Origin of the sequence: Microcoleus sp. PH2017_34_RAT_O_A, from assembly GCF_020737885.1 — a bacterium.
Classification (GTDB): Bacteria; Cyanobacteriota; Cyanobacteriia; order Cyanobacteriales; family Microcoleaceae; genus Microcoleus.
This window is the reverse complement of the sequence record NZ_JAEQDD010000030.1, coordinates 11,268-27,579: the sequence shown is the minus strand read 5'-3', so window position 1 is coordinate 27,579 and position 16,312 is coordinate 11,268. Positions and strand designations below refer to the sequence as shown.

Sequence of the window (16,312 nt, the reverse complement as noted above, 5' to 3'; positions counted from 1 at the left end):
TAGCCTCGGTATAAAAAGACTATTCTTACAACCAATTTCCAATCATAACAAAAGGAGCCCAATAATAGGGATCGGATTTTTTTGCTAGAAGTGATAATTGGGCTTGGCGGAGCGCTTCAGCTTTATTCACATTAGGTTTTTTTAGTTCATTATAGAACTTAACCATTAGTTCCGCCGTAGACTCATCGTCAACATACCATAATGTTGCTAATGTACTGCGCGCTCCCGATCGCACGGCGACTCCAGCTAGCCCTAATGAAGCTCTAGGATCGCCCTTGGCTGTTCTACAAGCACTCAAAACCAATAATTCAATATTATTATCTTTGCGATCGCGCTTGCTGCTGAGTATATCACTTAACTCTTTACTCTGGATCACGCCATCATAAGCTACAATAAAAGTTTGTTCTGGATCTGAACTGAATTCACCATGAGTTGCTATATGAATCACTGAGGAAGGAAAAGAGTTAATTTGCTCTCTTAAGCTATTTTTGATAAAATCTTGGTTAATCAGCGGTTTTTCGCTGTTAGAAACCTCTTGTTTGATATTTCCTAACTCCCGATCTACATATTTAAGAGCGGGGAAAGCTTTTCTCCCAGGAAAAATCCGTTCTTCACTCAAGCCTGCAATTAAAATTTTCAACCTTTCTGGTTGCCAAGAATGAGGACTGATGAGTTGCAACCCTGGTGCTAGGGCAATAGCATATTTTTCGATTAGATAAATTTCTTTTTTAGTAACTTCATCATAATGAGATAAGACGCTCATTGGAATATTGCGGAAGCTGCTATCTAGGACGAATACTAATGTTCTTAACTCAGGGTATTGTTCGAGATATTTATTAAAAGGTTTAATTAACCACCCATAAATTATTTTAGAAATTTTTGTAACTTCAGCAGGTGCATCTGCTTCGCTCAATTCGCCTTGCAAGTTTTTCAGAAGAGTCTCAACTTTTCTGCGAGGTGTATCGGATGGGCGATGGTGCAATAGTCGATCGGGTAGGGAGACAATAATTTCTAACCTATCTTCTAAAATAATTGGATAAATCACTGCCGCTGTTCGATCGAGCCCATCAATTTGTTTAGTTTTAACCTGAAGACAAGCATCTCTAAAAAAGTTATCCAATTCAGCTACCTGAAGGGCTTCAATGACATTTCGGGCTTGCTTCAAATTCTCCTGACTCGGTTCCTCGCGCCGCAACAACAAATCTACCAATTCGCGATACACTGGTTCTACCCGATCGCGAAAATCGAACTGTCCGTCCCGACCGATCGGCAGCAAATCGTTGCGTACCGACTGTAAAGTATTAAATGCAGCCGTATAAGCCGCGATCGCACCTTTAATATCTCTCTCTTTCCCATCCCGACGAATCCGCCCCAATTGCCACTGCCACTGATAGGCAAGATCCGGCGAATTTAGCTGAACATTTTGCGACAAAAGTAAAGCTTGTTCCGTACATTGTTGGGCCTCTAACCATTGCTGTTTCTGTTCGTAAATTCCGCCCAAATTACCCAAAGCATAGGCTGTTGCCCTTAAATCGCCTAAATCCTTACCTAATTTGACAGCTTGGGCTCCCAGATTTACAATTTCTCTCCAAGATAAATCTTGAGTATTTTGAGACAAGCTTTCAGAAACAGTTAAGGAATCGGGCAAACAGTAGTTAGAGAGTGATTCTGACTTTTCAGCCCTGAAATTAGGTGGGTTATTTGCAGCTTTTAATTCTTCATTTTTCAGGTTAGCTAAGCTATTCATCAAGCTAACTTCACCATATATTTTATGGCGGCTCGGCGGTAGCTGACTCAACTGAGATAAAATTGCCAACCGCAACTCTTCTGCTTCTCGGAGATTTATCTTATTCCCAATTTTTGGATCTACTAAAAGGCTGAATAAATCTAACCTTGCCTGGATTTTAATAAAGGAAGTTCCAGCAACCTCGATCGCTCTTCGATAGTAATCTAAAGCAGTTGAGTAATAATTTATATAATTGTTGTCTCCAGACTCAGCTAGAAATCGATTTCTATTCCCCAAAGCTTCGTAAGTATTGCCTAAACTCAGCCAAACCAAAGCTTTTTCTTGAGGAGATTTTTCTTGAGTAATGGCTCGATCGACTGCTGCCAAAAACTTCTGTGAATTGTCTAAAAATCCAAGCTGCCTCAAAACATCGCCGAGTAGGCGACTTCCTGTTAATTGGATGCTTTTAAAATTTGGATTTAATTGTTTTTGTAAAAGCCCTTGTAATCGATCTAAACTTTTGCTGTCGGTTAACTGCGAGCAAGTTCGATCGGGCAGGGCAAATTTTCCTTTGTTATCCACCTCGATCGCGGGTATTAATGTTTGACAGGCCTGTTCGTAAAGCCCTAACTCTTGCATGGCTTTGACTTGAGAAATTAAACTGCGCTTCCACCCGAACTCATCCTTTAATTTAACATAAATACTAGCAGTTTGCTGCCAACTTTTTAAAGCAATATTGACTTGCCCCCGAGCCGATAGCCCGTTGCCTTTGATATCAAGAGTCTGAGCGATCGCCCTTAATTCTGCTGGCGAATTTGCTCTTGATTCCTGCGGCAACAAACTCAAACTTTTTTCTATTGCTTTTTCTGCCTCTTGCCAGCGTCCAAACTGTTGGTAAGTTAACGAAAGATTGCTGAGGGCGATCGCTTGATTTAACCAATCTCCCTTAACTTCAAAAGCCGCCGCAGCTTGCTGCCAATATTTTGCTGCTTCCTCAAATTCTCCCGCCGCATAGCGTTCCCTCGCTAACTTTTCCGATTCACTTCCCTCTCGCTGCTGGAGGGCAGTAGCACTCAACCCTACAGGAACTTGTATCATTCCTACACGATCTTGTATCGTCCTTGCACGATCTTGTTGAGTAATTTCTGTTTTTCCTACTTCCCCATTAAATATTTGGTTAGCTCGGACATTTGTTGCTAAAAAAGAGAACAATACTGTTAAAAATAGGAGAACAAATAACCTGAAATTTTTTCTTGTAATTTGGCGCGCAAGTTTCAAAAAGAAAACTTCGATCGCACTGAAAAATGTAACCCTTTTTCTTGCCATGTCCTCTGCCTCGAATTCACGTCAACTAAAGGAATGCCCCAGTAAAAACTTGCTGCAAGTCGATCGCTCATTTCCCACCGCAGTCCCGCCCCCACAGATACCAAAGTTTGAGGGTCAAAATCCTCTCTACGGGAGCTGTTCCACACCGTGCCTGCATCAATAAAAGGAGCAATTTGAACGACTCCTAACCCTCGATCGGACCTACCAACAATCGGAAATCGCAACTCGGCTGATGCGGAAATTCCGTTATCGCCCAAAAGTAGATCCTGCCGGTAGCCTCTCACGCTATTGAAACCTCCAAGACCAAATTGCTCCAGAGGTAAAAGCGCTCTATTTGCTAATTGCAAGTCGCTGCTGGCAAAGACAAAAGTGTCTCTTGCCAAACGGCGAACCCACTGCGCCTGTCCCCGCCATGCCAAAAATCTGCTGTCAGGAGCTTCACTGTTAACAGTAGCATTAAAAGCACTCAATCCTAAGCTAAATTGCGATCGAAACGCTAATAATTCTTCATTACTTCGCACCGTCCAATCCTGAAAGAATCGCAGGGCCGAAATGCGCGATCGCCCTTTTTCATCGGCTCCCGGAGAGAGGGGGAAATCTTCGCCTAAAATTGAAGTGCCACTTTCCCGCCGAGTTGCAGTCAAACCGACGGCAAATTCTTGTCTGGGAGTCCTCAATAAAGGTTGGCGCATCGTAATATCTAAATATCGCGCCGCTGCTCTGAGATCGACATCTTCAAAAGGCGGTTCGACGACGCGATTTGCAGTTGTTCCTGCTGCTACCTTAATCGTACCGTTATTCGGATTTAAGGGCAATGTATAACTTAAATCGAAAGCATTGCTGCCGTCGGTATTCGTGTAAGCAAGGCTCAAATCATCTCCCCGGCCCAATAAATTTGCTTCGTTCAGTTGCACTTGGCGGCGGACAGTACCGACGCTTGGAGCTCGGCGGTTATCGATCGCTACTTCGACACTAAAAGTTTGTTCCTCCTCGAATTTAACTTCTAAACTGCTTCTGTGTACCTGCGAACCGGGTATCAATTCAGCGGTAATCTTTTTAATTAATGGATCGAGTTCGAGCAATCGCAGAGCATCTAGCAGGCGAGAAACTTGTAAAGGTTGCGATGCGATCGCCAAACGGCTGCATACATAATCGAGGTTGAGGCGTTGCCTTCCCGTCCGCCTCCTGACTCGAATTGATTCTAATCCGCCTTCGACAATTTTAATAATAACTTCTCCAGGAACGCCCCTATTTTGCAATCTTTGATTTGGTTCTTCGCTGGTAGTAGGAATGTAGGCAAAAGAGTTAATATATCCTCTTTGGTTGTAAAACTTAGTGACTTCAGAAATTACTTGCTGCAATTGAGCGAAAGTAATTTGTCCTTCTCGAAATCGATTAGTAGTGCTGTCTAATTCTAAAAATTGTCGGGTAATTTCTCGATCGAGAGTTTCCTGACTAAAAACAGTATTGCCAACGAAGCGAAAATTAGCGATCGAGATTGCCTCGATCGCCTCATCAGTTTTGCTATCTTCCGGCGTTGGAGTTGCCGTTGGAGTTGCGGGCGATCGACGATCTGCTGGCGGCACTGGGATAGAACATTCGTAAGCTTCACCGGTATCGGAATCGGGTTCAGTCTTTCTTTCTTCCAGCGTGGGAGAGGGCTCTGTAGGTGGCAGGTTTTGCGGGTTTTGCCGGGAAGGAGTGGTTTGCGGTTCTAGAGGTTCTGCGGGATTGGGAACTTGAACCGTCAAGTCTGGGCCGCCCGCATTCAAGTCTCCTGCTGGTTGCAGCAGAAGAGTTTCCGCTTTCAGCGGCCAAGCCGCCAAGCTGCTTGCTAACAAGCCCGCACTCAACGGCAGCCAGCGATCGCCCCTGTTCCGGTTTCTGTTATTGAACATCGCAGGCTGGGTGGGGAATAACGGGACTTTGCAGCGGCACCGCAGCAGGATAAGCAGTGAAGATGACTTCTCCTTTGCTGTTAACCGCCAAACCTCGGGCTGCCTGGATGGGGCGAGAAGCGGGGCGAACCGCTTGCTGGGGTGCGGCAGTTCTCGATCGCCCTTCGACAGGCGGTACGGCGTCAGCTAAACCGACGGTTGCAGAGCCGCCGCTGAGGGTTTCCCCTGGATTGGCAGGCAACCCGCGCCCGGTTCTGGTAAAGGTTCTGTCTTCTCCCGGCTTCCGTTGATTGGGACAAATTTGGGCGATCGCGTCGGGATTGGCGATCGTCTCTGGTAGCTTAGCCACGCCTTGGGTGGGGTCTGCTTCAGGGGTGTTGAGGAGTATCTCGCCGTCGAGTTGCGGGCCGGCCAGGGAGGTAGCGGTGATGTCGCTGGTGAGATTGGAGGCGGGATCTGTGAGGCGGCGCGATCGGGCTCCGAAAATGCCTTCTGGGGCTGTAATTTCGACGCGGCCGGCTTCGCGGTTGACGGCATTGGCGGTGATGTCGCTGTTGATACCGGCAATTAAGGCTCTGGTATTGATGTTGATATTGCCGCCCCTAGCATCGCCGGTGGCGGTAACGGTAATGTTGCTGTTGTCGCGCATCAGTAAGTAGTTGGACGCTTGGAGGTTGATATTGCCGAAGTCACCGGATCTAGTTTCTGCCGTAATGGTTCCTCTGTCTAGTCGGATGTTGCTGGCTGTTACCTTCAGGTTGCCGGCAGAGCCCGTACCCCTGCTCCCATCTACAGCAACACTTGCCCCATCCCGTACCCTCAGCAGTCCCGTATTAATCGTTACACTCCCTGCTTCTCCGGTGTCCGTTGTCGCTGCTGTCAAACGGCTGGGCAAGCGCCCATCAGCCCTGACTATCCTGACTAAGGGAGAAGCTCTTCCTGGTACGATCTCTGGAACGATGCCGGAAGTTCCAGTCACTTCAATAGACTCCGAGGCATTGACTGTAAGAGAACCTCCCTTTCCACCTGCGAAAGTATCTGCTGATATTGCAGCTCCATCCCGAACAGTTAAGCGCCTCGTTGTTACGGTTAGGTTATCTGCATTGCCAGCATTAGAGTCCATTGCTCTCCCTGTGGACTGGGTGAACAAGCCACTGGGAGAGCCGTCTGTAGCCGTTCCAGTGAGTTCAACATATTCTGTGGCATTTATAGTTAAAGTCCCTGCTTGCCCGCTACCTTGAGTTGTTGCTAATACCTGACCGCCATTTTGAGCAATTAAGCGCCCTGTTTCAATGCTGATATTGCCACCGCGCCCACTACCTGAACTGAAAGCCGATATTCCAGACCGATCTTTAACAATCTGCCCGGACGCTTGAATGAGTATATTGCCTGCATTCCCCGTACCATTGGTGGAAGATGAAATTTCACCTCCATCTCGCAAAATCAACTCTCTGGTGGAAATGGTCAAATCTTGTGAATTGCCAGAAGAACCAGGCTCAGTTTGAGTTGCCAAAACGCTAAAAAATTGACCATCTGCCGATCGCCCAGTCACTTCTATAGACTCGGAAGCAGTGACAGTTAACCTTCCCCCGGAACCCTCTGAAAAAGTAGTTGAGCCTACCTGTGCCCCATCTCGTAAAATTAATCGACCGGTGGCGATCGTTAAATCTCCGGCATTTCCTGTTGCCGGTAAAGTTTGCCCCTCTTCAACATCAACTTGAGCAAATAAGCCACTGGGCCCATTGCCATCAGCATTAGTGCCACTCAATTCTATGGAATCTGTCGCTGTGACGGATAAATTCCCACCTCTGCCAGCCCCGTAGGTAGTCGTATCTACATAACCACCACCTTCAGCGATCAACTGTGTTGCTTGAATCGAAACCGTACCCCCGTCTTGGCTGCCGCGAGTCTGAGAAAGAATTCCTGAGTCCTCCGTCAGTACCACCCGCCGCCCCTGTACTTGAATAGTACCGCCACCTTCACCGCTAGCACTTACAACAGCACCCTGTGACAATTCAATATCTTGGAAGTCCCGGACACCTGCATATCCCAAAGCGAAACCTGAGTCATTGAAAGTCAGGCCAACTAAACTGTTAGCACCGACACTGCCAAGTTCGATTCGGCCTCCCGATGCTGTCAAAAGTCCACCTGGAAGCGCTATGTCGCCGCCCACTAGCGCTAAAGTTTGACCGAGTGAAACTTCTAAACCTACGGGGTTCTGATTTCCTTCGCCACTGTCTTCAACAGCAGAAACGGCTACAGAGCGATCGACAATTTGACCGGGATTCGGACCAAATTGCAAGCTAGTCGGAATGCTGATAGTTAGCAGAGGAGTTGTTTGGGGATTGGTAGCACTGAATGATGTGCCGTCAGCGAAGTTGATGCGATCGGCTGTAGTGCCTAGAAACGAGCCACCGATATTCAGGCTGGCATTCGGGCCAAAAATAATGCCGTTGGGGTTGAGGAGAAATAGGTTAGCGCTACCGTTGGTTTGGAGGATGCCATCAATGTTAGAAATTGACCCGCCAGTGACGCGAGTGAAAATATTTTGAATCGTATCAGCGTTGTTGAAAAATGCTGTGCCACCAGTGGGGACGGAAAATTCCTGAAAGCTATGGAACAGGTTGCGACCCGCTGCTGTGCCGCCTTCAATGGTGAAGGTGTTATCGTTTTGGGTGACGGTGGAGTTGAGCGGTAAAGTGTCATCCCGGACAATTTGGGCAGTTGCCAAAGTGGGAAAACCACAAATGTAAAAAAGAATACAGAATATTTTTAATTTTGTTTTATTTTTCACGGGGGATGCAGGATATAAAAACGGGCGATCGATGAAAATATTAAGATGATTAGTCCTGGAGGCAGAAACCGATTTTTTTTACAAAAATAAGGCACTCCCGACCTTGAATACTCATAAAAAACTAGGTTTTTTTAGTATTTATATGCAAGTCCTAGTTATCTTACAACACAAAGAGCCGAAGATATAGCAGTCGCTAAGGTGCTTTGGTCACTGAGCGTAGTCGAAGTAGGCATTTCGACCCTTCGACTACGCTCACATAAGTAGGTTGGGTTTAAGAATGAGCCCTCCGCTTCGCCCAACACCTTCTTCTAGTTGATGTTGGGCGGAGCGTTTAGCGGAGGGTTCTCTTCGTTCAACCCAACCTACAGATCTAACTACGGATATTATTAAGAAATAGGTGTAACTGTAGTGCTTATATTTCCAATTGCACCTACACCTAAAACTGTAAACCTCCCTTCCGTAGCAAATGTCGAACCTGCAAAAGCAGTATCAATTGCTTGTACGCTCCAGTAATAAGTACCTGGTTTAAGATTTTTCATCGTCCAATTTGTGTTTTGATTGACATTGCCCATTTGAACTACTTTACGGGTTCCATTGCTATTAGCCATCGGAGACATAATATCTGAATCTCCAGGAGTTGTTCCTACTCGCAGGTTATAAGTCAAACCTGCTTGCGGTGTTTCAGCATCAGTAGCAGGACTCCAGTTTAGGCTGACAGAATTGCCATTAACTGAAGAGATCAGTCCAGCAGGTGTTACCGGAACACTATTTACAGTTAAAAGGTTGTTTCTGTAAACTTTGGTACTAGCAGAGGGAGAACCCAAGCGATTGCCAGCTAAAAGCAGATCCAAGTCGCGATCGTTGTCATAGTCTCCCCAACTTACTGAACTGCCAAAAACTCCTTGTAAGTTGGTACTAATATCGGTAAACCTGCCGCCATCATTGCGGTAGAGTTTTGAGATTCTGGATGGCGAAGCACCTGTCAAAAGAATATCTAAGTCCCCGTCATTATCGTAATCTCCCCAATCTACAGAGCTATAATAAGCTCCCTGCAAGCCCGCTTGAATCTCCGTGAAACTGCCAGCATCATTGCGATAAATCTTAGCAACCGGAGATGAATTGCTCGGCGTTAAACCAGTCAAAAGTACATCTAGATCGCCGTCATTGTCATAGTCTCCCCAAGCTGCATCACCCGAAAAAACGCCCGTTAATGGCGCACCTATATCTGTGAAACTGCCATTATCGTTGCGATAAATCTTAGAGATATCTGCTGAAACTGAACCATCAGAATTACCAGTTATGAGAATATCGAGATCTCCATCTTTGTCGTAGTCACCCCAATCTGTTGAACCCTGCCAAACTCCCTGTAAATTTGCGGCTGTATCTGTAAAACTACCGCTGTCATTACGGTAGACCTTCGCAATCTTAACCGAGGAACCAGAAATAATGGCACCACCTGTCAGAAGTATATCGAGATCGCCATCATTATCGTAATCTCCCCAATTTGCTGAACTATTCCAAACTCCTTGCAAGTTAGCACTGACATCCGTAAAATTACCGCCATCGTTCCGATAAACTTTCGAGACTGGGTTTGAGGCATTATCCAAACCTGTTAGCAGAATATCGAGATCGCCATCTCTGTCATAATCTCCCCAATCAATCGAACTATTCTTAACTCCACTCAAAGCAGCATTAACATCTGTAAAGTTGCCGCTATCGTTTCGGTAAACTTTGGCTACAGAATTCGGACCGTTTGTGCCTGTCACCAAAATATCTAGATCGCTATCGTTATCGTAATCTCCCCAAGCTGCCGAACTGTAGAAAACTCCTTCCAAAGTAGCATTAATGTCGGTAAATAGTTCTGTGGATGCTGGATTAGCTGCGATCGCAATTCCTTGAGAAAACTCCGAAGTGTTATTATTTGCGTCAGTAGCAGTAGCAGTAATAAATTGACCGATGGGAACAGCCAACGGTAAATTAATGGCGACAGCCGCATTACCACTGCTATCAGTCGTTACATTTTGGAATCCAAGGAACTTCTCTCCTTCTCCATAGCCACCACCACCTAAACCAGAGTCATCTAAAACCTTGTTAGAGAAAAACTCTACTCTGAATGTAGTATTGGGAGTGCTATTTATCTTACCTTTAATAGCCGTATTCCCATTGCTAGAGATAGCAGAAGTCAGCTCAGGAAAATTCTGGAAGTTGTTAAAACCTGTATCGCTATCTCCTAAATCATTCACGGTCAATCCATTATCTCCCAGATCGATTCCTAAGCGATCGCTCCCAGAAATAGAATTAGATAGAATAGCATTGCCAGTTGAGCCATCACCTCTAAGATAGACACCGTTTTTACCGTTACCGAATATCAAGTTTGATACCCCAACTGCTGTCCCACCAATAGTGTTGTTAGAGGCACCCAAAATAACAATACCACCATTTGTATTTCCCAATTTTTGAGTACCCGTGAGATCGCTACCGATATAGTTGCCTTGAATGAGGTTATTGCTAGCATTTGCTCCCTCAATGTAAATGCCAAGGCTATCGTTACCAGAAATGACGTTTCGGGCTTTAACCGTTTGACCGCCAATAATATTATTAGAAGACCAAACTGATATGCCACTATAGCCGTTACCTAAATCTTGAGTACCAGTTACATCAGTACCGATGAAATTTCCTTCAATGATGTTGCCGCCATTATCACGCAATCTGATAGCATCAACACCAAAACGGTTAATTGTTAATCCTCTAACCGTACTGTTGCCAGCAGTGATATACAAACCATCCACTGGTACATTACTGCCATCTAATTCTATTACTGGTCGAGTTGAATATCCCGGCTGACTGGTTCCATCAATAATCACTGAATCGGTAATCCGCGGCAGTGGCGATAGCGGCCGAATGGTAAAAGCGTTGTTGCTGGTGTTGTAACCAGGATCTGTAGGAGGAACTTTGAATATAACTGTATCCTTGCCCGGATTGCTATTAGCCCAATTTAAAACTTCTCGCAAACTTCCTGGCCCGCTGTCTTTGGTATTGGTAACAACATTGGGTGACTCGTCTAGTTCCAATCCGTAAAGATTGAGCTTCCAACTATTCCAATTACCTTTCAATTCGTTGCCACTTTTATCAATAACTTGCAACTTCCATTCACCTTTTGATAACTCACCCCAGTGTCGGACTGAAATAAATTTCCACTCTTTTGAATCTGGCGATAATCTATCGCTAGTGTTTGATTTTGGGATATCAGGCATGGTATTTGCCAATACTGATTCAGTGCCATCTGATGAAATTAGTTTCACTGTAAAGTCACGCCACTCGGGATGCTCAGCAGCAAGAATTACTTCTGCTGTTTCGATAATAATATTCTTGGTAATTGTAGTCTTAGCTTCTATTCCTGCTACACTACCATCAGGAATCGCTTTCATCACATTCTCCAAGTCAGAAGTCACTAAAACTTGCTTTCCTACAGGTGTCCAATTAACCGCAGCTTTAACCGCAGCGGCGGCATCAATCGCACCAAAGCCTTGTTCGTAACTCACCCAAAATCCTGCTTTATTCTGCTCCCATTTGGGTTTCCCTTCGCTATCTTTGCCATTGAGGTCATTTTTCTGAGCCGTCTTGGCTAAAATATGTTGCTCATCACGCACAGTTAGTTTAGGATTAGCTTCCAGCATCAAAGCGATCGCTCCAGAAATCACAGGCGCGGCCCCAGAAGTTCCTCCAAAATCGTCATCATAGCCACCAGAGCCATTTTCAAAAATATCTGTTGTGGTAATCCCTTGTGCGTTATTAGGATCGTTATTGTCGGAGGATGCTGAAATGAAAATTGCCGAGCCGGGTGTACTGTAAGTGGTGTGATTTCCTGCTCGATCGATTGCACCTACCGCTATCGCATTACGGGAACTACCAAAACTATTATAATTGACATTCCCGTTAAAGTTCCCTTCATTCCCACCCGCAAATACATAGGTATTTCCCAACCCATTTCGACCTTTGGTAACTCCTGTTTGCAAGGCTTGCAGAGCTAAAGGTTGCCGCCTCATGTATTCAGGACCCCAACTGTTATTAAAAATATCGATCGACTGATTGCGATTAGATTGTCCCGGTTGTGTCTGAGGATCGAATAAAGCATCAGCAATCTGTTTTCCTAAAGGGTCAGCCTCGTAATTTAGTGGCTCTGTATTACCAAATAGTCGCAGCCCTGCTAATTTCGATTCAGGAGCTACACCCATAATCCCTTTACTGTTTTCACTGGCTGCTGCAATTCCTGCAACCGCAGTTCCGTGAGGGTTAGCAGTGTTAATTTGTAATGTCCAGCGTTTCAAAAGTTCTTGGCTAAGCTGGCGCATTTCGTCTGCATCATACTCATCGGGGTTGGGATTCTTAATTTCTAATTGCCAATTCCCGCCCGCATAACTCCCATAAAATTGACCTTGATTTAGATTGAAACTTTGAGAGCTACTTCCAGTCAATTTTAGCGGAACTTTTTGCGAAAACTTCAGATCGTCCAGACCGGGCCACCACCATCTTGCAGGAGAAATAGGGCGTCGATAGAAAAGGCTGAACGCAGATTTGTCAGGACTGTAGAGAGACACTTGCAACTCTTCAATTTTTGGTAAATTAGGTGGTAGAGATTGACTGAAATCGAAGGTAGCCTGAATATCTTTTACCATCCCTGTCAAATTTACAGGAAGAGAGAAGTTAATACTATTCCAACCATTTACTTTTGGTTGTGAAAGATTGGCTGTAAAGCCCTTTGTGGATGTTGGCGATGGATCGCTATCTTTATCAGTAAAATCCCAACTCAAATTAGGGTTGTACCGGCTTGCTAAATCTGGGTGCTTGTATTCCAAGCCATCATCCACAATTGCAATAGTCGTACCCCTTCCCCGCACTGTTTGAGAAGTTGCAGGATTAATTACATCCCAAGCTGCGGGGAGATTCGCGTTTTTTAAATTCCACTGGTCTTTGTATAAAGTTTCCTTCGGCTCGTACAACAAATTTAATTTGACAGGAACCTGCGGGTAAGCATATTCTACTCCTCCGATTGTTGCTAGCTGAGCCTCCACCTCTTTCGGATTTCTTCCCTGTGGAAATTCCCAGATAAAAGTGTTGGGAATGTGGCCGGTATCTCCCCGATCGATCGCCCCAATTCTAGCTGCTAATTCTTGGGAAGACTGTCCGGGTGTCAGCCATACAACCCATTCCTTTGTTTCTGCTAAAGCTTCTGGCGGATAACTGTCGATATTTGCAGCACCAACGATCGCCAATCTGACTTCATCAGACAACCCATCTTCACCCGGATCGCTAATCAGCGCAAACTTTTGACTCGCAACCGGGCTAGCACCACCTGCTTTATCATAGGCGATCGCCGATAATTGATAGCGCCCCGGTGCTAAACTGCTCAAATTATCACTAAAGTTAAATCGGCCGAACCCATCACTGTCAGTGGTAAATTCAGTAACATCATTAGCGATTTCAATTTTCTCACCGCCTTCTTTTTGAAACCAGAAATCGACTTTAGCAATATCGCTGACTCCTTCTGTATCAAAAACCTTAGCGCCACTAAAGCTAATTTTTTCACCCTTGGTATAGAGAGGTAAAGTTCTAAATTGTAAATCCCCCGGCGCACTATTGACTAATAAAGTGCTGCTCGTTTCATTGCTAGCTGCACCAGATTTGTCGTAGCCGATCGCCCTCAAGCGATATCTACCCGCCGATAACCCACTCAACGTGTAATTAAAAGTTGCCCAACGATTGTCGGAACTATCGGGAGTAAAAGTAGTAACATCATTAATATCCGTCCATTCTCCCCCATCTTTCTGCAACCAAAAATCTACTTTGGCTAAATTATCAGCTCCATTAGCATCAAAAATTTTGCCATTTGTTAGCGGAATTGCCTCATTGGGTTTAGCAATATTTGGCAGGCTAAATTGCAAGTTTTCTGGCGATCGGTTAACCGGAGTTGGAGTTGGCGGTGTAGGAGTTGGCGGTGTAGGTGTCGGAGTTGGCGTAACCGTAGCTTCTTTGACAATAAAGCTTTTGAGTACCGTCTCGCTGGTAGCGCCTGCTTTGTCATAGGCGATCGCCTTTACCTCATACTCACCTGCACTTAAATCCGACAAATAATAGCTAAAAGTTCCCCAGCCTTGACTATCAGCGATGAAATTTTCAGCATTAATAACCTTGAGCCATTCTCCGCCTTCCTTCTTTCTAGAAAATTCTACTTTTTCCAGGTTATCAACACCGTCGGCGTCGTAAACTTTACCGCCTGTAAAGCTGATTGTTTCTCCCACTGTGTAAGCAGGTAAAACATCAAATTGCAAGTTTTTAGGAGCTGTATTTGTTGGCGGTGTCGGAGTTGGCGGCGTAGGTGTCGGGGTTGGCGGTGTCGGTGTCGGAGTTGGCGTAACCGTAGCTTCTTTGACACTAAAGCTTTTGAGTACCGTCTCGCTGGTAGCGCCTGCTTTGTCATAGGCGATCGCCTTTACCTCATACTCCCCTGCACTTAAATCCGACAAATAATAGCTAAAAGTTCCCCAGCCTTGACTGTCAGCGATGAAATTTTCAGCATTAATAACCTTCATCCATTCTCCGCCTTCCTTCTTTCTAGAAAACTCTACTTTTTCCAGGTTATCAACACCGTCGGCGTCGTAAACTTTACCGCCTGTAAAGCTGATTTGTTCTCCCACTTTGTAAGCAGGTAAAACATCAAATTGCAAGTTTTTAGGAGCTGTATTTGTTGGCGGTGTCGGAGTTGGCGGCGTAGGTGTCGGAGTTGGCGGTGTCGGAGTTGGCGTAACTGTAGCTTCTTTGACACTAAAGCTTTTGAGTACCGTCTCGCTGGTAGCGCCTGCTTTGTCATAGGCGATCGCCCTTAATTCATAATTCCCCGCCCCTAAAGCAGGTAAAGAATAACTAAAAGTTGCCAACCCCTGACTGCCGGCTGTAAAATTCGTTGCATCTGCTAAATTAGTCCACTCATCGCCTGCTTTTCGCAATGATAATTTTATTCTGTCTAGGTCGATCGCCCCATTACCATCGACCACTTTTCCACTTGTTAACTCAATCGTTTCACCAATTTTATAAATGGCTTTTAAATCGAACTGTAAGTTTTTCGGCGGCGTATTTATTGTGGGATTAGATTTGAGAAAATCGATAAATTTCTTCCCGCCCTCAGAAGTAGTCCAATCCTTAGCAGGATTAATTACTTCTTTCAACGATACCGCTTTGCCGATCGCACCTGTCAACTTAAAAATAACATCCTGATAATCGCCATCCGAACCCGTATCAACCCGCTGATCCTCTAGGGAAAATACCAAGCCACCACCATCAACGTCCGCTATTTGACCGTACAACCAAGCATCATTTGGGTTGAGACTAGATAACGAAAACAGCGGGCGCTTATCTCCACCAAGATCCGGATTGTCAAAAATCTCTTGCACCTTACCATTTGGCACCAACATTACAGCATAAGCCTTTCCGGGAATTGTGGCGAATGTCTTCACGCCCTTATACGGCTCATTATTATAATTTTCTTCTCCCAAAGTGCCCCGAAATAGAGGATTTCCCCCCTCTACGGATTCAGAAATCGTGATATGACCCAATACAGAATTACTCAGCGATCGTCTGGCAGCTTCCTTCATAAATTCCTTATAATCTGAAGCAAATCGCTCCATACCATCGAGACTAAAAATAGCTATTTCCCCTTGATATCTGCCGCCATCGTTGAGAAAATCGAAGCCTACTTCACTTTTTTGCGAGACAAAAAATCCCGCATCAACCCCCAAACCGCTTAACGGATCGATTCTACCATCGGCAGTTAAACTGACTTGATAATTTGTGTAGCCGGAAACAGGAGAAATATTTAAAATATAATCCGCCGCCCCTAAATTATCGATGTTAATAATTCCAGCTTTTACGTCGCTAGTTGAAATACTTTTGATTACCTTCCCTTCTTTGTCGCGCAGTTCCATATTGATATCGCCACTAACACCGATCGCGGAGATGCGGGCGCTACCCATCCTGGGAAGACTGAAAAAATAGCTATCTTTAGGATCGGTGTTATCCGTAGAACCGATCGAGAAATAGTTATCGTTGAGGCTACCGATTTGAATATTGGACATTTTATACACCCCTTTCCTTAATCAACTTAGGTTTATCAAAAAACAACGACCCGGAAATAAATACAGGTATGGCGAATTTTTAATACTTAAACTGTCGTTTAAGATGCTTTGCCTCACTCAGAATGATAATATGAGGCTTTAATGGATGAATCATGAAAATATTTTTGACGAACTATATTATTAGGCATTTTTTCTCTCCTGTCAATCGATATTTTGATAAAGACTTGATGAAGGCTTTATGAAGATTTGACAAACCATTTGAGTTTTTACTCCTGTTTTGTATAAGTTCGATCGAACGCTGGTAATTTGCAATTTGTCAACTGGTAAGACAGAATTTTTAGTGGCATTTTATAAAACAATCCTGGCAATTTCTAGCGATCGCACGCAGGGCAAAAAACCCAGTTTCTGTTGTTGATGCACGAGTCCCACAGCCAGCGAG

4 protein-coding genes are annotated in these 16,312 nt (G+C 44.9%); all 4 read right to left on the bottom strand.

The genetic code is table 11. The annotated features are described in order from the left end of the window. Nucleotides 1-25: 25 nt before the first annotated feature. The 4 genes from JGK11_RS12400 to JGK11_RS12385 all read right to left on the bottom strand — a co-directional run bounded on the left by JGK11_RS12400 (nucleotide 26) and on the right by JGK11_RS12385 (nucleotide 15,873). On the bottom strand, nucleotides 26-2,824 hold the full coding sequence (locus JGK11_RS12400) for a CHAT domain-containing protein (protein WP_293211868.1): 2,799 nt from the start codon (nucleotides 2,822-2,824) through the stop codon (nucleotides 26-28). Nucleotides 2,825-3,000: 176 nt separating this feature from the next. After that, nucleotides 3,001-4,950 carry a ShlB/FhaC/HecB family hemolysin secretion/activation protein gene (locus tag JGK11_RS12395; protein ID WP_293211865.1) on the bottom strand — a complete coding sequence of 650 codons (1,950 nt, stop codon included), beginning with the start codon at nucleotides 4,948-4,950 and terminating at the stop codon, nucleotides 3,001-3,003. Next, entirely contained in the window at nucleotides 4,940-7,681 is a 2,742-nt protein-coding gene (locus JGK11_RS12390; protein ID WP_293211863.1) for a filamentous hemagglutinin N-terminal domain-containing protein, read from the bottom strand. Before JGK11_RS12390 ends, JGK11_RS12395 begins: the two co-directional genes overlap by 11 nt. Before the next feature lie 449 nt (nucleotides 7,682-8,130). Further along, entirely contained in the window at nucleotides 8,131-15,873 is a 7,743-nt protein-coding gene (locus JGK11_RS12385) for a S8 family serine peptidase (protein ID WP_293211861.1), read from the bottom strand. Nucleotides 15,874-16,312 lie beyond the last annotated feature (439 nt).